Below are 19215 nucleotides of genomic sequence, written 5' to 3' on the forward strand. Positions count from 1 at the left end.
AGGCACAATTGACCCTCCCCCTACGGAGCTGAGGACGTGACTCGACTGACCACCCACGTATTCGACCTTCCCGGCAACCTCGCCGCCAAGGTCGACCCCCGCCTCATCGCGGAGGACGAGCGGCACTTCGCCGCGATGGCGGAGACGCTCGACACCGAGATCGCCGACCTGTCGGCGCGGCTCGACGCCGAACGGCTCACCCCCGCCGGATCGGGCCAGGGCGCGCTCGACCGCGACCTCGAGATCCATCGCCTCACGTCACGGCTGCGCACGCTGCGGCGCTTCCGCCTCGATCTGTGCCTCGGACGCGTCGTGCGCGACGGCGACTCCGAGCCCGTGTACATCGGCCGCCTGGGCCTGAGCGACCGCACGGGCGAGCCGCTCCTCATCGACTGGCGCGCGCCCGCGGCGGAGCCGTTCTTCGCGGCGACGCACGCCAACCCGCAAGGTCTTGTGAGCAGGCGCCGCTACCGGTGGACGAATGGGCGCATCACCGACTACTGGGACGAGGTGTTCACGGCCGCGGGCCTCGAGCAGCGCGTGGCGCTCGACGACGACTCGGCGTTCATCGCGAGCCTCGGCGCGAGCCGGTCGCAGCGCATGCGCGACGTGCTCTCGACGATCCAGGCGGACCAGGACGCGATCATCCGCGCCGGGTCCCGCGGAGCGCTCGTCGTCGACGGCGGCCCGGGCACGGGCAAGACTGTCGTGGCGCTGCACCGCACGGCCTACCTCCTGTACTCCGACCCGCGGCTCGGTCACCGGCGGGGCGGCGTGCTGTTCGTCGGGCCGCACGAGCCGTACCTCGCGTACGTGTCGGACGTGCTGCCGAGCCTCGGCGAAGAGGGCGTCCTCACCGCGACGCTGCGCGACCTCGTCGAGGAGGGAGCGACGGCAGGGGCAGAGACGGATGCAGCGACCGCCCGCATCAAGGAGTCCGCCGACGTCAACCGCCTGATCGAACGGGCGGTGCGGTACCACGAGGAGCCGCCCGCAAGGCCGATGCTCATCGAGACGCCGTGGACCGACGTCGTGCTCACCCCCGACGACTGGGCAGAGGCGTTCGACGCGGCCGATCCGGCCGCGACGCACAACGACAACCGCGACGGGGTGTGGGAGGCGCTCCTCGAGATCCTCCTCGACCGGCTGGAGGGCGAGGCGCCCGAGCCGGCGCTGCGGCGGGCACTCCGCGCGAACGACGCACTCACGACCGCATTCACGCGCGCGTGGCCGATCCTCGATGCTGCCGGCGTCGTCGCGGATCTGTGGTCGGTCCCCGCCTACCTCGACCTGTGCGCGCCGTGGCTCACCCCGCAAGAGCGACGGATGCTCCAACGCCCCGATCCGCGCGCGTGGACCGAGTCCGACCTGCCGTTCCTCGACGCCGCGCGCCGGCGCATCGGCGACCCCGAGGCCGGTCGCCGGCGCCGCGAACGCGAGGCGCTCCTCGCCTCCGAGCAGGAGGAGCGCTCTCGCGTGATCGATCACCTCATCGAGGCGGACGACAGCGAGATGCTCGTCATGACGATGCTGCGCGGACAGGACTTCACGAACACCCTCGTCGACGAGGCCGCGCTGCCGAGCTACGACCCCGACGTGCTCGCCGGTCCGTTCGCGCACATCGTGATCGACGAGGCGCAGGAGCTGACGGACGCGCAATGGCGGATGCTCCTGAGCCGCTGCCCCTCTCGCAGCTTCACGATCGTCGGCGACCGCGCGCAGGCGCGGCACGGGTTCACCGAGTCGTGGGAGGAACGCCTCGCGCGCATCGGGTTCCGCGACGTGCGCGTGTCGTCTCTGACGATCAACTACCGCACGCCCGAAGAGGTCATGGCCGAGGCGGCACCCGTGATCCGCGCGGCGCTGCCCGACGCGAACGTCCCGACGTCGATCCGCTCGACGGGCATCCCCGTGCGGTACGGGTCGGTGGACGAGCGCGACGCGATCCTCGACGAGTGGCTCGAGACGCACGAGGAGGGCATCGCGGCGGTGATCGGCGACCCGTCGTTCGAGCCTCGCGCGCGGGTTCGGTCACTGACTCCGGTCACGGCGAAGGGCCTCGAGTTCGACCTCGTCGTGCTCGTCGAGCCCGAGTCGTTCGGCACCGGCATCGAGGGCGCCGTCGACCGCTACGTGTCGATGACACGGGCGACGCAGCGGCTCGTGATCCTCAGACGCTGATCACGCGCCGACGGGCTCGAACACGACGACGGGCGTGTCGTGCGAGCGGAGGCGGGCCTGCCGGTCGAGGTCGCCGCGCCAGTAGTCCTTGTAGCCCGCCCAGAGCCTTTCGCGCTCGACGCCGTGCGCCTCGCGGGCGCGCACCGCGCGCTCTTCGCCGTCGGGGAGGTCGACCCGAGTGATCGGGTTCGACTTGAGGTTGAGCCACCACGCGGGCGGCGGGTCGGCCCAGCCGTTCATCGCCAGCGTGACGAGGTCGGGCCCGTCCTCGTAGTACGCGACGATCGCGACTCGCTCCTTGCCGCTGCGCCGCCCGACCGTGTGCAGTCGCATCATGCCGTAGCTGCCCGGCTTGGGAGTTGAGAGCCCCTTGCGACCGCCGGTGACGCGGTAGATCGCCCGGTGCACGACCCACGCCGTGCGCACGAACCAACGGGGCGGGATGCGGGCGGGAGCTTCGGTCGCTTCGTCCATTCGTGACTGCCTTCGGTCGCACGGCCGGGGACGCGAGTCAGTCTGGCAGAGGCGCGATCGGGTCGGAAGCGTTGTCGGGCACCTGACCCCAGCGGTGCGCGATGATCACGGCGTGCACGCGATCGCGCGCGCCGAGCTTCGCGAGAATTCGACCGACGTGCGTCTTTACCGTGGACTCACTCAAGAAGAGCGCGTCCGCGATCTCGGCGTTCGTCCGGCCCCGAGCGATCGCGACGAACACCTCGTGCTCGCGCTCGGTGAGGACCTCGGCGGGATCGGGCCCGGCCGAAGCGGGACGTCGAGTCGCCGCAAGGCGATCCAGCATCCGACGGGTCACGCGTGGGGCGAGCACCGCGTCGCCACGATGCACCGCGCGCACCGCCGCGGCGAGCTCGTGACGCTGCACGTCCTTCAGCACGAAGCCGCTCGCGCCGGCTTCGAGGGCGCCGAACGCGTACTCATCGAGGTCGAAGGTCGTGAGGACGAGGACACGGCTCGCGGGGCTGTCGGCCACGATGCGCTCGGTCGCGGCGATGCCGTCGAGTCCCGGCATCCGCACGTCCATGAGCACGACATCGGGCGCGAGGGCGGCGGCTCGCGCCGCACCGGCGGCTCCGTCGCCCGCCTCTCCCACCACCACGATGTCGGGCTCGGCCTCGAGCACGAGGCGGAAGCCGACGCGGATGAGCTCCTGGTCGTCGACGAGCAGCACGCGGATCGGCTCGCTCATGCCGTCGTCGCCCTCACGGGTTCGGAGGAGGGTAGGGAGGGTGCCGAGGGTTCCCCGGATGCGCCGACCGCGGCCCCCTCCGGAGCCGGAAGCTCGGCACGAAGCGACCATCGCGTCGCCCCGACCGGCCCAGCGGTCACCGCGCCGCCGACGCGGATCACCCGCTCGGCGAGGCCGCGCAGGCCGAACCCCTCCTCACGGCGGGCGTTCCCGTCGACCCCGTCGTTGTCGACCTCGACGACGACCGGGCGCCGCGAGAGGTCGATCCGCACGTCGATCGTCGTGGCGTGCGGTGCATGGCGCATCGCGTTCGTCACTCCCTCCTGCACGATCCGCCCGATCGCGTATCGAGTCGCGTGCGGCACGTCCGACGCACCGACGACGGTCAGCGTCGCCGGGTAGCCGGCACGCCGTGCCGCGGCGACGACAGCCTCGGGATCGACGGGTTCAGGCGGCTCGAGCGGCGCGTCGGGGCCGCGATCGCGCAGCACGCCGAGCATGCCGCGCATCTCGGTCAGCGCTTCGCGGGCGGCCGCGGCCGCGGCATCCGATGCATTCCGCGACCGCTCGCGGTCGTCCGTGGCCGCCGCGCCCTCCGACAGGGCGACGATGACGGTCAGCGAGTGCGAGACGACGTCGTGCATCTCCCGCGCGATACGCGCTCGCTCCTCGGCGGCCGCGAGCTGCGCCCGCTGGTCGCGCTCGACGAGGAGCTGACGCGACCGGTCGATGATCGCCTCGACATAGCGTCTGCGGTTGCGGACGTTGACTCCGGCGAGCGCGCCGAGGAGTCCGAGCACGAGCGTCCACGCGATCGACTCCAGTGCGACCCGGCCCTCGATGGCACCAGTCGCACTCAGGCTCGTGGCGATGACGGCGAGCGTGCCGACACCGATCGCGAGCCCGGTCCACACCGCCCGCGACGACCGCTGCGCCGCGAGCGCGTACGCCCCCACGAGCACGAGCACCCCGCTCGTGGCGGACGGGAGGAAGAAGTACGCGACCGCGACCACAATCGACGCGGCGAACACGACCACCGGGAGGCGACGCCGCCACACGACGAGCACGCATGCCGCGACCGCCACGAAATGGATCGGCGACCACGCGAGGAGCGGCGCCGATCCGCCCTGCGCGACCGAGCCGAACGTCACCGCCGGTGCGAGCGAGGCGAGCAGACACGCGAGCGCGACGACGATGTCGGTGACGACCGGGTGCCCCGCCCAGAAGCGCCGGAACACACCGGGCGAGGGCGGCAGTCGCAGGCCGTCGTCCGCGGGGGCGACGGGCGTGCGGCGACGCCGGGTCGGCATGCGCCGACTCTACGCGTCCCGCGCGCGCAGGGTCACCCACGCGGCCGTCAGTCCACCGGCCACCCACGCGCACAGCGTGACGAGGGCGACGGGCCACTCGAGCCCCCAGTCGCTCTGCGGCAGGATCAGGTTCTGCGACGCAGGCATCGGCAAGTGGCTGCCCACCACGCGGAGCCAGGTCATCTCGACGTCGTTCAACAGGCTCACGACGATCGGGAGGACGAAGAGCAGCCCGACCGCGGCCGCGATGGCGCCCGCACCGCTGCGCAGCACGAAGCCGAGTGAGAGCCCGATGAGTGCGAACACCGACATCGAGAACGCCGCCGCCAGCAGCGGCAGCCACGATTCGGACGGCTCGTGCCAGTGGATCGGGTGATCCCTCGCGTCGACGATCGGCGATACGGCGAAGGTCGCGATGACGACGATGACGACGGATGCCGCGAACACCAGCGTCACGACCACGATCGCCTTCGCCGCGAGCAGCGACCCGCGAACGGGCACGGCCGTCAACGAGGAGCGCATCGTCCCGGTCGAGTACTCCCCCGTGACCGAGATCGCGCCGAGGATCCCCGCGAGGAGCATCGTGAACTGCACGGACGAGACCGCGGCCTCGATGCCGCCGTCGGCCGGCCCGCGCATCGCCCGCGCGAACAGCAGCGCGACGCCGACGGTCAGCGCCGCGGTGATCGCGAGGGACCACCACGTCGAGCGGAGCGTGGAGATCTTGATCCACTCGCCGCGCACGACGCGCGGGAACGAGAGCGCGGGAGCGGCCGCGGGTGTGGGGGCCGGTGCGACCGATGCGGCGGTCATGCGAACTCCTTCGTGCGGTACTCGACGGACTCGCCGGTGAGGGCGAGGTACGCCTCCTCGAGCGAGCCCGAGGCCGACGTGAGCTCGTGGAGCGGGATTCCGCGGGATGCCGCGATGTCGCCGATGCGAGCGGCGGGCAGCCCGGCGATCTCGAGGGTCTCCGGTCCGACCGGAGCGATCTCGGCCGCGGTGCCGGCGACGGCCAGGGCGAGCTGCGCGGGCAGTGGAGTGCGGACCCGCACGGTGGTCGTGGTCCACGCGCGGACGAGGTCGGCGAGCGGAGCATCCGCCAGCACCGTGCCTCGCCCCAGCACGACGATGTGATCCGCGCTCTGGGCCATCTCGCTCATGAGGTGACTAGAGAGCAGGACCGTCCGGCCTTCCGACGCCGCGTGGCGCACGAGGTCACGGACCCACCGCACCCCTTCCGGGTCGAGCCCGTTCACCGGCTCGTCGAGGATCAGCGTGTGCGGATCGCCGAGCAGCGCGGTCGCGATTCCGAGCCGCTGCCCCATGCCGAGCGAGAACCCGCCCGCCCGCCTGCGCGCGACCGGGCCAAGGCCGGTGAGCTCGATGACCTCGTCCACGCGCGACCGCGGGATCCCGTGCGTCGCGGCGATCGCCCGCAGATGACCGCGAGCGGTCCGGCCGCCGTGCACGGCCTTCACATCGAGCAGGACTCCGACCTCGGCGAGCGGCGCGCGCATGCGCGCGTACTCTCGGCCGTCGACCGTCGCCGTGCCGGACGTCGGTCGATCGAGCCCGACGATCATGCGCATCGTCGTCGACTTACCGGCGCCGTTCGGCCCGAGGAAGCCCGTGACGAGGCCCGGTCTCACGGTGAAGGACACATCGTCGACGGCGACCTTCTCGCCGAACTTCTTCGTCAGGTGCTCCGCAGTGATCATGCCCCGACGCTACGAAGCTCCCTCGGCGGACCACATCGGCCGGCGGTACCGTTCTGGCCCAGGGCCGGTGGCACCGTGGTACGACTCACGCCTCCGCGCGGGTCCGAGCCGGCAGCCGGACCGTGACCATGAGCCCGCCGCCCTCGCGCGACCGCAGGGCGAGCGTGCCGCCGTGCGCGCGCACGATGCGGTCCGCGATCGCGAGCCCGAGGCCGACCCCGCCGACATCCGTGCGGACGCGTGCTGCGCCACGCCGGAACGGCTCGGTCAGCGTCGCGACGAGCGCGGGGCTGAGCGCCTCGCCGGTGTTCTCGATCTCGAGCACCGCAGACGCCCCCTCGACGCGGGTGCCGACGTCGACGACTCCCCCGCTCGGCACGTTGTGGACGATCGCGTTGTGCAGCAGGTTCGTGGTCAGCTGCAGCAGGAGTGCGTTCGATCCGACGACGGTGCTGGGCTCCGCCCGCATCCGGATCGTCACTCCGTTCGTGTCGGCAAGCGGCTGCAGCATCTCGGCCGCTTCTTCAGCCACGAGCGACAGGTCGACCGCCTCGCGCGGGAACGACCCGGCATCGGCGCGACTCATCGTGAGGAGCGCCTCGGTGAGCTCGACGGCGCGGGCGTTGACGGCGTGCAGGCGCTCGATGAGTACGTCGACGTTTCGATCCGGATCGTCGCGGGCCACTTCGAGGAGCGCCTGCGTGATCGTGAGCGGGGTCCGCAGCTCGTGCGAGGCGTTCGCCGCGAAGCGTCGCTGCTCCTCGACGTGCGACTCCAGCTGCGCGAGCATCGTGTCGAAGCTGTCGGCGAGCTCGCGGAACTCGTCGTTGCGCCCCTCGAGCTCGATGCGGTGCGAGAGAGAACCCGCGGCCGCCTTGCGCGTCGCCGCCGTGATGCGCGTGAGGGGCGCCAGCATCCGTCCAGCCAGGAACCAGCCGCCCGCCAGCCCGAAGGCGAGCAGGACCAGCAGCGCCCACCCCGCGGCCGGCGCGAACGCGCGCACGAGGTCGCCGCGATTCGGGATGAAGGGGCCTGGGCCCGTGATGGGACCGTCGGGCACGTAGCGCAGCAGGAAGACCCACACGACCGCGAGCAGCAGCACGCCCGCGACCATGAGGAACCCGGCGTAACTGAAGGTGAGTCTGAGGCGGATGCTGAGCCCTGGCCGCCTATCCACGATCGTCGTCCCCCTCGCCCGCGCCGCCGGGCGGCTCGATCCGGTATCCGACGCCCGCCACCGTCGCGATGACCCACGGCTCGCCGAGCCGCTTGCGCAGCGCCGAGACCGTGATGCGCACGGCGTTCGTGAACGGATCGGCGTTCTCGTCCCACGCCCGTTCGAGCAGCTCCTCCGCGCTGATCACGCCACCTTGCGCGGCCATGAGCACTTCGAGCACCGCGAACTGCTTGCGGGTGAGCGGCACGTAGCGGCCGTCGCGGTAGACCTCGCGGCGAAACGGATCCAGCCGCAGCCCCGCGAGCTCGAGCACGGGCGGCCGGGCGTGCCCGCGCCGGCGGCCGAGCGCGCGCAGCCGCAGAACGAGCTCCTGCATCGCGAAGGGCTTCGTGAGGTAGTCGTCCGCCCCGAACTCGAACCCCGACGCCTTGTCGTCGAGGCGGTCGGCGGCGGTCAGCATGAGGATCGGCGTGCCGCTCCCGGAGGCGACGATGCTCGCGGCGACGTCGTCGCCCGACGGTCCCGGGATGTCGCGGTCGAGCACCGCCACGTCGTAGGCGTTGAGCCCGAGGAGCTCGAGCGCGGTGTGGCCGTCGCCCGCGACGTCGGCCGCGATCGCCTCGAGGCGCAGCCCGTCGCGGATCGCCTCGGCGAGGAGGGGCTCGTCTTCGACGACCAATACGCGCATGCGTCGATCCTAGGAACCGGCGCATATCGTCCGCGTAAGAAGAACCGCATACGCCCTGGCAACACGCCCCTTGTTGTGCTGGACGGCATGCGAAGACAGTCAGCGGAAGTCGTCGTCCGCCGGACGATCGGCCTCGCCCTCGTCGGCACCGTCATCGCGGGGACAGCGCTCGTCGGGAGCCTCGTGCTCCAGACCGTGCCCTCGTCGGCCGAGTCGGTCGCGAGCACCCCGGCCGCTCCCCCGCTTCTCGAGCCGGACGGATCGCTCCCCGCGGGCGTGACGGCGTTCGACGACGAGTACGCGGGCGTCGCCCGGGTCTCTCCGGACCTGCTCGAGGCGCTGCGCGCGGCGGCGACAGCGGCGGAGGGCGAGGGCATCCGGTTCTTCGTCAACAGCGGGTGGCGGTCGCCCGAATACCAGACGCGCCTGCTCGACGACGCGGTGGCGGAGTACGGCTCGCGCGAGGAGGCGGCGAGATGGGTCGCGACCGCGGAGACGTCGCCGCACGTGACCGGCGACGCGGTCGATGTGGGCGAGACGGATGCCACGTCCTGGCTCTCGCAGCACGGCGCCGCCTTCGGGCTGTGCCAGATCTACGCGAACGAGCGGTGGCACTTCGAGCTGCGGCCGCAGGCGGTGACTGAGGCGTGCCCGCCGATGTTCCCGGACCCGACGTTCGATCCGCGGATGCAGGGGTGAGGGGCTTCAGGTGCGGTCGCCTCGACCCACGTGGTGCGTCTCGCAGGGTGAACGCGAGTGGCTGCGGGCGTTGAAGTCGTTGCCGGTGACGTCGCACGATGCCCGACTGGTTCCCCGGGAGCCCAATAGAGAGAGGGCCGACCTTCGGCCGACCCTCTCGATGTGGTCGGGATGACAGGATTTGAACCTGCGACCCCTTGACCCCCAGTCAAGTGCGCTACCAAGCTGCGCCACATCCCGATGCCCCCGCCGGAGCGCGGACAACTCCCCCATCCTACCCGCTCGCGGGGGCGGTCGCGAACCGAGGGCGGCGGGGCGTGGCATCCGGATTCACCTTGTCGGATGCCGCGACTAGCGTCGTCCCATGCCCCGGATCGAGATCCTGCCTGCCACCGCTGACCGCTTCGACGACGCCGAGCGCGCGCTGAGCGGAGGCGGCGACGGTCGCAGCTGTCAATGCCAGTGGTGGACGCTCACGAACGCCGAGTTCAACGCCACGACGCTCGAGCAGCGTACCGACTTGCTGCGCGAGCAGATGAGCGAGAAGGTGCCTCCGGCGCTCATCGCGTACGTCGACGGTGAGGCGGCGGGGTGGGTGCGCGTGAGTCCACGCGCGGTTCAGCCGCGGCTTCAGCGCACGAAGGAGTACGCGGCGCACACGCGAGAAGACTGGGGCGACCCGTCGGTGTGGGCGGTGTCGTGCTTTGTCGTGAGGCGCGAGTACCGAAAGCAAGGACTCAATTACCGTCTGCTCGAAGCCGCTGTGCAGTTCGCGCGCGAGCAGGGTGCTCGCCTTCTCGAGGCGTACCCGCGCGACCCTCGTGAAGTGAAGCAGTTGTCGAACGAGTTGTATCACGGCGTGCTGTCGGTGTTCGAAGACGCCGGATTCGAGACAGTGGCGCGACCGAAGGCCGGCCGCGCGATCGTCGCGCTCGACCTCACCCGCTGAAGGCGCAGAGCGGGCGTCGCGCGTGCGACGATGGATCGTCCGCGCGCTCAATGAGGAGGAACATGCGACGGCTCTGGATCGTCCCTTACGCGATCGTGTCGATCGTCCACGTCGTGGCGCTCGCGTTCAATGCCGACGCGGTCGCGGCTCCGACGAAGCTCCTGCTCATGCCACTCCTCGCGCTCGCGGTGCTGGTCGGCGGCCGAGGCTCCCGATGGGGCGCGCCGTACACGCTGCTGCTCGCCGCGATCGCGCTCTCGTGGCTCGGCGACGGGGCGGGCACGTTCTTCCCGTTCGCGCCGACGCTGCCGATGATGCTGCTGTTCTTCGGGCTCGCGCACCTCTGCTACATCTGGCTCTTCTGGCGCAAAGTCGCCGTGCGGCGGGTGCCGCCGTGGGCACTCATATATGCGGTGTGGTGGGGCGTGCTCATCGCCGTCCTGTGGCCGCACCTCGGCGGACTCGCGATCGCGGTCGCCGTCTACGGACTCGTGCTCGGCGGCACGGCGGTCGCGACCTCGCGGTGCCACCCGCTCATCGCGTGGGGCGGCGCCTTCTTCCTCACGTCGGACTCGATCCTCGCGTTCCGGCTCTTCCTCCCCGACGCGATGCCGGATTGGACGAGTCCCCTTGTGATGCTCACCTACACGCTCGGGCAGGGCCTCATCGCCGCCGGCGTGGTCGTCGCAGACCGCATCGCCACGCGGAGCGAAGAGCCGGCGGTGCAGGAGGTCGCATAGTGGCCGAGTCGGCGCGTGTCGACGCGTGGCTGTGGGCGGTGCGGATCTTCAAGACCCGCACGGCCGCCACGGCCGCGTGCCGTGCGGGGCACGTCCGCGTCAATGGCGAACGCGCGAAGGCCGCGCAGCCCGTGCGTCCAGGCGATGAGCTGCGCGTGCGCATCCAAGGGTTCGACCGGATCCTTGTCGTCAAGCAGACCATCACCAAGCGCGTGGGCGCCGCAGTCGTCGCCGAGTCGGTGGAGGATCGCACTCCTCCCCCGCCGCCGCGTGAGCTCACGGGGTTCGTGCCGGTGCGCGATCGAGGCGCCGGGAGGCCGACGAAGCGGGAGCGGCGCGAGATCGACCGGCTGCGGGGGCGAGCGGAGTAGCGGGGTGCGCTTCGTCTCGCCTGCGGCTCGCTCAGCGACCGGGAGTGGGCAAGAGGTCGAGCAGCCACCGCGCACCGCGCACGGTGGCGCCGGCATCCGTCACGCGTCCTGCCAGTTCGCGATCGCTCGTCACCACCGTCACCTCGCGGTGCCGATCGACGAGCCGCGACGCCTCGGCGACGATGCGATCGTCGCCCGACCCTTCGGCACGCACGACACCGACCGCGTCGTCATCGGCGATCGCCTTCGCCCGCCCCTCGACGACGATCGTCCACTCGGGGAACCACACGTCCTCGGGAAGGTCGAGCGCCGCCGCGTCGATGCCCGTCGCCGCAAGTCCGCCGACGCGCGAGATCAGCCGCTGCGCCGCGCCCGCGCGATCGCGCCACCACCCGTCGGGCACCGACCCGAAGACGTTCGCCGCGTCCACGACAATGGCCGGCCGTACGCTGAGCACCTCGCGCAGGTGCGACCACGAAGCTTCGAATGCCGGATGCAGCGGCCGATCCGCCACATCATCCGCAGGCACCCACGCGAGCTCGCGACTCTCCGGGTCGGTGATCTCCGGCTCGAAGGGCACGACGACGTCCCCCACGAGGGTGGTGTAGCTCCAGTAGCCGAGGTCGAACACGCTGAGCAGCCTCGGCCGGATCGAGCGCGCCGGCACACCGGCCTCCTCGCCCGCCTCGCGCAGGGCGCCGTCGCACGCCGATTCGTCCTCGTGCCGCGCCCCTCCGGGCAGCGCCCACGTGTCGCCGAAGTGACTCCACGACACGCGGTGCTGCAGCAGCACCCCGCGGTCGGGGTCGATCGCGAGCAGGCCCGCTGCCCCGTACCTGCCCCAGTACCGCTCACCGGTCGGTGCCACGACCCATGCGTCACCCGGGTTCCGCGGCCCGAACGGGCGCCGCGGCTCGCCGGGTACGGGGGGCTCGATTGTCACGCGTCCAGACTCGCACACCCACCCGGGCACCTGCCCGCCTTGTCCCGCACGCCGGCCCGAACAAGTCCAAGCATTACAGCGACCCGACCCCGCGCCCGATCATGCCGCCGACCACCCTGTGGCCCGCCCGCCCCGCGAACCGACTTTGGCACGATATGCGCATGGAGTACGTGTTGGACGACGACCCCACCCGCATCCAGCCCGACGTCGTGTGGGACTGGCTGTCGACCGAGGCCTACTGGGGCCGCGAGCGCACGCGCGCGGACCTCGAGGCGCAGCTCGCGTCCGCGTGGCGCTTGGTCGGCGCGTACCGCCGCGACACCGGCGAACAGGTCGGCTTCGCGCGAGCCGTGTCGGACGGTGTGGCCTTCGCATACCTCGCCGACGTTTTCGTGCTCGATGACCACCGTGGTCGCGAGCTCGGCAAGCAGCTCGTGCGCTTCATGATCGACGACGGCCCGGGCCGCGACTTCCGCTGGGTGCTCTTCACGAGCACCGCGCACGACCTCTACCGCCAGTACGGCTTCGAGCTCGCCGACGACACCGCGATGGTGCGCCCGCGCCGCGTCCCGGCAAGGCGCGCCTAGCGCTGCCTGCGCTCGCGCACCCGCATGTTGATGACGATGGGCGACCCCTCGAATCCGAACAGCTCACGCAGCCGCCGCTGGATGAATCGGCGGTACCCCGCGTCGAGGAATCCGGTCGTGAACAGCACGAACGTCGGCGGGCGTGTGGCCGCCTGCGTGCCGAACAGGATGCGCGGCTGCTTTCCGCCGCGAACGGGGTGCGGATGCTCGGCCACCAGCTCCGACAAGAACGCGTTGAACTTGCCCGTGGGGATGCGCTGATCCCACGACGCGAGCGCCGTCTCGAGCGCGGGCACGAGCTTGTCGAGGTGCCGACCCGTCCGCGCAGAGATGTTCACGCGCGGCGCCCATGCGACGTGCGCGAGGTCTTGCTCGATCTCCCGCTCGAGGTACCGGCGACGGTCGATGTCCTCCATGTCGTCGTCGCCCAGGCGGTCCCACTTGTTGAACGCCAGCACGAGCGCGCGGCCCGACTCGAGCACGAGGTCGATGATGCGCACGTCCTGCTCGCTGATCGGCTCCGAGACGTCGAGCACGACGACGGCGACCTCGGCCTTCTCGAGGGCGGCCGACGTGCGCAGCGACGCGTAGAAGTCCGCGCCTTGCTGCAGGTGGACGCGGCGACGGATGCCCGCCGTGTCGACGAACCGCCACATCTTGCCGCCGAGCTCGACGACCTCGTCGACGGGGTCGCGCGTGGTTCCGGCGAGCTCGTTCACGACGACGCGCTCCTCGCCCGCGGCCTTGTTCAGCAACGACGACTTGCCGACGTTCGGGCGCCCGAGGATCGCGACGCGACGCGGACCGCCGATCTCGTGCCCCGCGACCGCCGACACGTCCGGCAGCACCTTCATGATCTCGTCGAGCAGATCGGCGACACCGCGGCCGTGGATGGCGGAGACCGGATGCGGCTCCCCGAGCCCGAGGTTCCACAGCGCGGCGGCCTCCGGCTCCTGACGGGCGTCGTCGATCTTGTTCGCGACGAGGAACACCGGCTTCTTCGCCTTGCGCAGCAGGCGCACGACGTGCTCGTCGGTCGACGTCGCCCCCACCATCGCGTCCACGACGAACAGCACGACATCGGCGAGGTCGATCGCGACCTCGGCCTGCGCGGCGACCGAGCGGTCGATGCCCCTCGCGTCGGGCTCCCAGCCGCCGGTGTCGACGAGCGAGAACCGGCGGTCCATCCACTCGGCCTTGTACGTGACGCGGTCGCGCGTGACCCCCGGCGTGTCCTCGACGACCGCCTCGCGACGGCCCAGGATCCGGTTCACGAGAGCGGACTTGCCCACGTTCGGCCGTCCCACGATCGCGACGACCGGCAGCACGGGAAGGAACTCGATCCCATCGTCACCGCGCTCGACGCCGGCGAGCAGCTCGGCATCCGCCTCATCGAGCTCGTACTCCGCCAGCGATGCCCGAAGCGCCGACGCGCGCTGATCGGCGAGGTCGTCGTCGAGGTGCGCGAGCGTGTCGGCGAGGTGGTCGGGACCGCCCTCGTACTCGTCCTCAGCGCCCATCGTGCGCCCCCTTCCCCACCGTCTCGTTCCGCGACGCGGCGATGATGTCGAGCACCGTCTGCACGGTCTGTCCGAAGTCCAGGTCGGTCGAGTCGACGACGGCGACGCCGTGCGCGGCAGTCAGGAAGTCGACGACGGTCGAGTCCGACGCGTCGCGGCGGTGCAGGGCGGCGGCGACGGATGCGGCATCCTCCGTCGTCAGCTCGGCGCTGCGCCGCGCGGCACGCACCTCGGGCGACGCGGTCAGCAGGATGCGCACGGGAGCATCCGGCGCCACGACTGTCGTGATGTCGCGGCCCTCGACGACGACCCCCGGCCGCTCGGAGTTCGCCACGAGCGCGCGGAACAGGGCGTTGACCGACTCGCGCACCGCCGGCACGCGGGCGACGCCGGACACGGCATCCGACACCCGCGGCTCGCGGATCGCCTCGGTGACGTCCGTCCCGCCGACGCGGACCCAGTAGTAGTCGGGGTCGAGCGAGATCGCGTAGTCGAAGTCGCTGGCGACGTCGAGGACGGATGCCGCGTCCGACGTGTCGGCGCCGTGCTCGAGCGCGTGCCACGCGAGCGCGCGGTACGCGGCGCCCGTGTCGAGGTAGCCGAAGCCGAGGCGGCGCGCGACCTCCTTCGAGACGCTGGACTTGCCGCTGCCGGCGGGTCCGTCGACGGCGACGACGAAGGGCTCGTCGGTCGTCTGCAGGTCAGTCATTCGTGGTGCTCGCAATCTTCCAGCCGCGCGCTTCGAGGCCTTCGACGGCACGGCGCACGGCGCTGGGCACGACACTGATCTCGGCGAGGCCGAACTGGGCGCCGGGCGAGTGCTCCAGGCGCAGGTCTTCGACGTTGACATCGAGCTCGCCCAACTCGCCGAAGAGGCGACCGAGCTGGCCGGGGCGGTCGTCGACCATCACGACGACCTGCTCGAAGCGGCGATTCTGCCCGTGCTTGCCGGGGAGGCGCTCGACGCCTTCGTTGCCGCGGCGGATCGTGTCGGCGATGGCACGGCGTGCCCCGGGGGCGTCGGGTGTGCGAAGCGCGTCGGCCACCGACGTGAGGTCGGCGGCGAGCGCGTCGAGCACATCGACGACGGGGGCGGCGTTGGCGTCGAGGATCTGGACCCACAGCTCGGGAGCGGATGCCGCGATGCGCGTCGTGTCGCGCACGCCCTGCCCGGCCAGTCGAAGTGAGCCGTCCGGCGCGTCCACGAAGCGCCCGGCGAGCAGGCTCGCGACGAGCTGGGGAACGTGCGACACGAGCGCCACGGAGCGGTCGTGCTCTTCGGGCGACATCTCGAGGGGCATCGCGCCGAGGTCGAGCGCGAGCCCTTCGACGAGGGCGAGGTCGGATGCGGGGGTCCCGGCGTCGCGGCAGACGACCCACGGGCGCCCGACGAAGATGTCGGCGCGCGCCGCGATCGCGCCGCCGCGCTCGCGACCGGCGAGCGGGTGCGATCCGATGTAGTGCGTGAGGTCGACGCCGCGCTCCTGCAGCGTGCGCAGCGGTTCGAGCTTGACGCTCGCGACATCCGTGACGACAGCTCCCGGGAACCGCTCGAGCTCCTCCTGGATGACGTCGGCCGTGACATCCGGCGGCACCGCGACCACGATCAGCGAAGGCGAGTCGTCGCCCTGGACCGCGCGGCCGGCACCGTAGTCGATCGCGAGGCGCAGCTGCGAGGGCGACGCGTCGTGCAGCACGACGTCGACGCCGAGCGCGCGCAGCGCGTGGCCGATGCTCGACCCGAGCAGGCCGGCGCCGACGATGCGCACCGTGCCGTGCACGCGCGTGGCGCGCGGCGGGCTCGCCTTGGCAACGGAATCGGTCACTCGATCTCCTGGTCCGCCGGCGCGCTGTCGGGGTCGTCACGCTCCCCACGGGAGTCGCTCACGCTGCGGCCCGGCTCTGAACGGCGCGCGAGAGTCAGCAGCGCACCGCGTTCCACCTTAGTCAACTCGCGGGCACGGCCCACTGGGAGGGTTCCCAGGTGCAGCGGGCCGAACTGCCGCCGCACGAGTGCGAGAACCGGATGCCCCACCTCCGCCATCATCCGCCGCACGATGCGATTGCGGCCGGAGTGCAGCGTGAGCTCCACGAGCGAGCTCGCCCCGCGGCCGGCGCCTCCCGACGCGTCGAGCAGCCGTGCCTTGTCGGCGGCGATCGGCCCGTCCTCGAGCTCGATGCCCTTCGTGAGGCGGGCGATCGTCTGCGGCGTCACCCGCCCCTCGACCTTCGCGATGTACACCTTCGTCACCCCGAACGACGGATGCGCGAGCACGTGCGCGAGCTCGCCGTCGTTCGTGAGGACGAGGAGGCCACTCGTATCGGCGTCGAGGCGCCCCACGTTGTAGAGCCGCTCGGGCCACTCCTTCGTGAAGCGGCGCAGGTCGGGGCGTCCGCGGTCGTCGCGCATCGAGCTCACGACGCCCGTGGGCTTGTTGAGCATGACGTAGCGCTTCGACTGATCGAGCTGCACGGCGGTGCCGTCGACGTCGATGAGGTCGGCGTCGGGGTCGATGCGCGTGCCGAGCTCGGTGACGACTTCGCCGTTGACGCGCACGCGCCCCTCGACGATGAGCTGCTCGGCCACGCGGCGCGACGCGACGCCGGCGTTCGCGAGGGCCTTCTGCAGCCGGACGCCCTCGGGCGCGGCATCCGCCCCATTCTCTTCTCGAGGAGTCATCGCACGACCTCGTCGAAGCCCTCGGACCCGTCGTCGAGCAGCGGCGAGATGGGCGGCAGCTCGTCGAGCGAGTTGATGCCGAGGTTGACCAGCAGCCCGTCGGTCGTGCCGTAGTGGATGGCGCCGGTCTCGGCATCCGTGAACAGCTCCGTGATGAGGCCGCGAGCGAGCAGCGTGCGCACAACCGAGTCGACGTTCACGGCCCGGATCGACGCGACCTGGCCGCGCGTGACCGGCTGCTTGTACGCGATGACGGCGAGCGTCTCCAGCGCGGCCTGCGACAGGCGCGCGGGTGCCTGGCCGCCGACGAACTCGGCCACGAGGTCGTCGTGCTCGTCTCGCACGTACAGGCGCCAGCCGCCGCCGACCTCGCGCAGCTCGAAGCCGCGGCGGGGTCCGCCCGCACGACCGTCGTAGTCCTCGACGAGGCCCTCGATCGCCTGGCGCACGGCCGGCACGGGCGCGCCGACCGCGGCGGCGAGGCTCACCAGGCTCTGGGGCTCGTCGACGATCATGAGGATCGCCTCGAGCCTGCGGGCGACATCGGTCGTCGTCACGTCATCGGTCATAATCGGCTCCCAGCGTGGCAAGGTTCTCGTCCGACCACCGGTCGGCGGTCCAGCGCAGCGTCAGCTCCCCGAGCGGCTCGAGCTGCTCGAACGAGAGAGCACTGTGGCGGTACAGCTCGAGCACCGAGAGGAAGCGCGCGACGACGACGCCCGGCTGCGTCGCTCCCGCGATGAGCTCGCGGAAGCTCAGGATCCCCGCGTCGCGCAGCAGCGTCACGACGATCGCGGCCTGCTCGCGGATGCTGATGAGCGGCGCGTGCAGGTGATCGAGCCGCACGTGCGGGATCTCCTTCGGCGTCATCGCGAGCACCGCGAGAGCCGCGAAGTCGTCGAGGCTCAGCGACCACACGAGCTCGGGCACCTTCTGGCGGTACTTCTCGTCGAGGGGCGCCGCCCGGGCATGCCGCTTGTCCTCCCGCCGGAGGCACCGCTCGAACCACGCCGAGACCTCCTTGAACGCGCGGTACTGCAGCAGGCGCGCGAACAGCAGGTCGCGTGCTTCGAGCAGTGCCACGGACTCCGCGTCGACGAGCTCGCCCTGCGGCAGGAGTCCCGCGACCTTCATGTCGAGCAGCGTCGCCGCGACGACGAGGAACTCGGATGCCTCGTCGAGGTCCTCGTCCGGACCGAGAACGCGCAGGTACGCGATGAACTCGTCCGTGACCTTCGACAGCGCGATCTCGGTGATGTCGAGCTCGTGCTTCGAGATGAGGTTCAGCAGGAGGTCGAACGGGCCGTCGAAGTTCGACAGCGAAACGCGGAAGCCCCCGTCGTCCCCGGTCGCTGAGCCTGTCCCGGTCGCTGGCCCACCCCCGGTCGCTGATCCGGCCCCGGTCGCTGAGTCCGTCGAAGCGTCGTCGGCCGCCTTGCCCGGCCCTTCGATAAGCCCAGGCCCTTCGACAGGCTCAGGGACCGGTTGCTCGTCAGGCGACCGCACCACGCGCGACCAGCTCCCGCGCCAGCCGCTTGTAGGCCTGGGCGGCGGCGTGCTCGGGCGCGAACTCGGTGATGGGAACGCCCGAGACCGAGGCATCCGGGAACTTCACCGTGCGCCCGATCACCGTCTCGAGCACGTCCTCGCCGAAGGCCTCGACGACCCGCTCGAGCACCTCGCGCGAGTGCAGCGTGCGCGGGTCGTACATCGTCGCGAGCAGTCCGTCGAGGTTGATGGTCGGGTTGAGGCGATCGCGCACCTTGTCGATCGTCTCGATGAGCAGCGCGACGCCGCGCAGCGCGAAGAACTCGCACTCGAGCGGGATGATCACGCCGTGGCTCGCGGTGAGGGCGTTGACCGTGAGCAGGCCGAGCGACGGCTGGCAGTCGATGAGGATCACGTCGTACTCGGCCGACACCTTGCGCAGCACGCGCGCCAGGGTCTGCTCGCGCGCGACCTCGTTGACGAGGTGCACCTCGGCCGCGGACAGGTCGATGTTCGCGGGCAGCACGTCGAGGCCCTCGATGTCCGAGTGCACGATCACCTCGTGCGGGTCGTGGCGGATGTCGAGCAACAGATCGTAGATCGTCGGGATGTCGTGCGTATGGATCCCGAGGCCGGCCGAGAGCGCGCCCTGCGGGTCGAAGTCGACGGCGAGCACCTTGCGTCCGTACCCGGCGAGCGCGGCGGCGAGGTTGATCGTCGTGGTCGTCTTGCCGACGCCGCCCTTCTGGTTGCACAGCGCGATGATGCGTGCGGGTCCGTGGCCGTCGAGCGTGGGAGGAGTGGGGAAGCCGTGGTACGGGCGACCAGTGGGTCCGATCGGCTCGTCCCCGTCGGGCTTCGGGGCTTTCGCCGTGCTCTTCGTCGCGCTGCCAGCCACTGGCTCTCCTGACTTCGCCATGTCGTGCACCGATTCTAGCCACGGCATGGCTCCGAACC

21 protein-coding genes and 1 tRNA gene are annotated in these 19215 nt (G+C 71.4%); 6 read left to right on the plus strand and 16 right to left on the minus strand.

From position 1 onward, the window contains the following. Window positions 1-36 precede the first annotated feature (36 nt). Entirely contained in the window at window positions 37-2181 is a 2145-nt protein-coding gene (helR, locus tag BJ991_RS13605; RefSeq protein WP_179490819.1) for an RNA polymerase recycling motor ATPase HelR, read from the plus strand. Here the strand turns inward: helR and BJ991_RS13610 are convergent, their stop codons facing one another. From BJ991_RS13610 to BJ991_RS13640, 7 genes are all read right to left on the minus strand, one after another. Continuing rightward, on the minus strand, window positions 2182-2655 hold the full coding sequence (locus BJ991_RS13610; RefSeq protein ID WP_179490820.1) for a nitroreductase/quinone reductase family protein: 474 nt from the start codon (window positions 2653-2655) through the stop codon (window positions 2182-2184). 37 nt (window positions 2656-2692) lie between these two features. Further along, a complete protein-coding gene (locus BJ991_RS13615; protein ID WP_179490822.1) occupies window positions 2693-3385 on the minus strand; it encodes a response regulator in 693 nt (230 codons plus the stop codon). Beyond that, the gene (locus tag BJ991_RS13620; protein ID WP_179490824.1) at window positions 3382-4695 is read right to left on the minus strand and encodes a sensor histidine kinase; all 1314 of its coding nucleotides are present in this window, start codon (window positions 4693-4695) and stop codon (window positions 3382-3384) included. The genes BJ991_RS13615 and BJ991_RS13620 overlap by 4 nt, the downstream gene beginning before the upstream one ends. Window positions 4696-4704: 9 nt before the next feature. After that, on the minus strand, window positions 4705-5508 hold the full coding sequence (locus BJ991_RS13625; RefSeq protein ID WP_179490826.1) for an ABC-2 transporter permease: 804 nt from the start codon (window positions 5506-5508) through the stop codon (window positions 4705-4707). After that, window positions 5505-6416, minus strand: coding sequence for an ABC transporter ATP-binding protein (locus BJ991_RS13630; RefSeq protein WP_179490828.1), 912 nt, complete (start codon window positions 6414-6416; stop codon window positions 5505-5507). Before BJ991_RS13630 ends, BJ991_RS13625 begins: the two co-directional genes overlap by 4 nt. 85 nt (window positions 6417-6501) lie before the next feature. Then, complete coding sequence (locus tag BJ991_RS13635; protein WP_343048769.1) at window positions 6502-7593, minus strand: sensor histidine kinase; 1092 nt, start codon at window positions 7591-7593, stop codon at window positions 6502-6504. Further along, window positions 7586-8281 (minus strand): response regulator transcription factor, encoded by a 696-nt coding sequence (locus BJ991_RS13640; protein WP_179490830.1) that lies wholly within the window; start codon window positions 8279-8281, stop codon window positions 7586-7588. The genes BJ991_RS13635 and BJ991_RS13640 overlap by 8 nt, the downstream gene beginning before the upstream one ends. 87 nt (window positions 8282-8368) lie before the next feature. Between BJ991_RS13640 and BJ991_RS13645 the strand changes: the two genes are divergently transcribed. After that, the gene (locus BJ991_RS13645) at window positions 8369-8980 is read left to right on the plus strand and encodes a M15 family metallopeptidase (protein ID WP_179490832.1); all 612 of its coding nucleotides are present in this window, start codon (window positions 8369-8371) and stop codon (window positions 8978-8980) included. A 163-nt stretch (window positions 8981-9143) separates the two neighbouring features. Here the strand turns inward: BJ991_RS13645 and BJ991_RS13650 are convergent. Then, window positions 9144-9220: transfer RNA gene (locus tag BJ991_RS13650), tRNA-Pro, on the minus strand. 124 nt (window positions 9221-9344) lie between these two features. On the opposite strand from BJ991_RS13650, the gene BJ991_RS13655 reads away from it, so the two are divergent. From BJ991_RS13655 to BJ991_RS13665, 3 genes are all read left to right on the plus strand, one after another. Further along, window positions 9345-9929: a GNAT family N-acetyltransferase gene (locus tag BJ991_RS13655; RefSeq protein WP_179490834.1), complete on the plus strand. Its 585-nt coding sequence runs from the start codon at window positions 9345-9347 to the stop codon at window positions 9927-9929. A 62-nt stretch (window positions 9930-9991) separates the two neighbouring features. Further along, window positions 9992-10669, plus strand: coding sequence for a lysoplasmalogenase (locus tag BJ991_RS13660; RefSeq protein ID WP_179490836.1), 678 nt, complete (start codon window positions 9992-9994; stop codon window positions 10667-10669). Further along, window positions 10669-11040: a S4 domain-containing protein gene (locus BJ991_RS13665; RefSeq protein ID WP_179490838.1), complete on the plus strand. Its 372-nt coding sequence runs from the start codon at window positions 10669-10671 to the stop codon at window positions 11038-11040. The genes BJ991_RS13660 and BJ991_RS13665 overlap by 1 nt, the downstream gene beginning before the upstream one ends. A 31-nt stretch (window positions 11041-11071) precedes the next feature. On the opposite strand, the gene BJ991_RS13670 is transcribed toward BJ991_RS13665, so the two are convergent. After that, complete coding sequence (locus BJ991_RS13670; protein WP_179490840.1) at window positions 11072-11983, minus strand: NUDIX domain-containing protein; 912 nt, start codon at window positions 11981-11983, stop codon at window positions 11072-11074. A 161-nt stretch (window positions 11984-12144) separates the two neighbouring features. Between BJ991_RS13670 and BJ991_RS13675 the strand changes: the two genes are divergently transcribed. Continuing rightward, window positions 12145-12570 (plus strand): GNAT family N-acetyltransferase, encoded by a 426-nt coding sequence (locus tag BJ991_RS13675; RefSeq protein ID WP_179490842.1) that lies wholly within the window; start codon window positions 12145-12147, stop codon window positions 12568-12570. Here BJ991_RS13675 and der read toward each other — a convergent pair. From der to BJ991_RS13710, 7 genes are read right to left on the minus strand one after another with little or no spacing between them, the layout of a single operon-like run. Then, window positions 12567-14090 (minus strand): ribosome biogenesis GTPase Der, encoded by a 1524-nt coding sequence (der, locus tag BJ991_RS13680; protein WP_179490844.1) that lies wholly within the window; start codon window positions 14088-14090, stop codon window positions 12567-12569. The two genes, BJ991_RS13675 and der, sit on opposite strands and share 4 nt — an antisense overlap. After that, complete coding sequence (gene cmk, locus BJ991_RS13685) at window positions 14080-14799, minus strand: (d)CMP kinase (RefSeq protein WP_179490846.1); 720 nt, start codon at window positions 14797-14799, stop codon at window positions 14080-14082. The genes der and cmk overlap by 11 nt, the downstream gene beginning before the upstream one ends. Beyond that, window positions 14792-15916, minus strand: coding sequence for a prephenate dehydrogenase (locus tag BJ991_RS13690; protein WP_179490848.1), 1125 nt, complete (start codon window positions 15914-15916; stop codon window positions 14792-14794). The genes cmk and BJ991_RS13690 overlap by 8 nt, the downstream gene beginning before the upstream one ends. Further along, window positions 15913-16770: a pseudouridine synthase gene (locus BJ991_RS13695; protein WP_179490850.1), complete on the minus strand. Its 858-nt coding sequence runs from the start codon at window positions 16768-16770 to the stop codon at window positions 15913-15915. The genes BJ991_RS13690 and BJ991_RS13695 overlap by 4 nt, the downstream gene beginning before the upstream one ends. Then, window positions 16767-17339 (minus strand): SMC-Scp complex subunit ScpB, encoded by a 573-nt coding sequence (gene scpB / locus BJ991_RS13700; RefSeq protein WP_179490853.1) that lies wholly within the window; start codon window positions 17337-17339, stop codon window positions 16767-16769. Before scpB ends, BJ991_RS13695 begins: the two co-directional genes overlap by 4 nt. Beyond that, window positions 17329-18279, minus strand: coding sequence for a segregation and condensation protein A (locus tag BJ991_RS13705; RefSeq protein ID WP_343048770.1), 951 nt, complete (start codon window positions 18277-18279; stop codon window positions 17329-17331). Before BJ991_RS13705 ends, scpB begins: the two co-directional genes overlap by 11 nt. After that, window positions 18263-19177, minus strand: coding sequence for a ParA family protein (locus BJ991_RS13710; protein ID WP_179490855.1), 915 nt, complete (start codon window positions 19175-19177; stop codon window positions 18263-18265). The genes BJ991_RS13705 and BJ991_RS13710 overlap by 17 nt, the downstream gene beginning before the upstream one ends. Window positions 19178-19215 lie beyond the last annotated feature (38 nt).

Source organism: Microbacterium immunditiarum (assembly GCF_013409785.1).
GTDB lineage: Bacteria > Actinomycetota > Actinomycetes > Actinomycetales > Microbacteriaceae > Microbacterium > Microbacterium immunditiarum.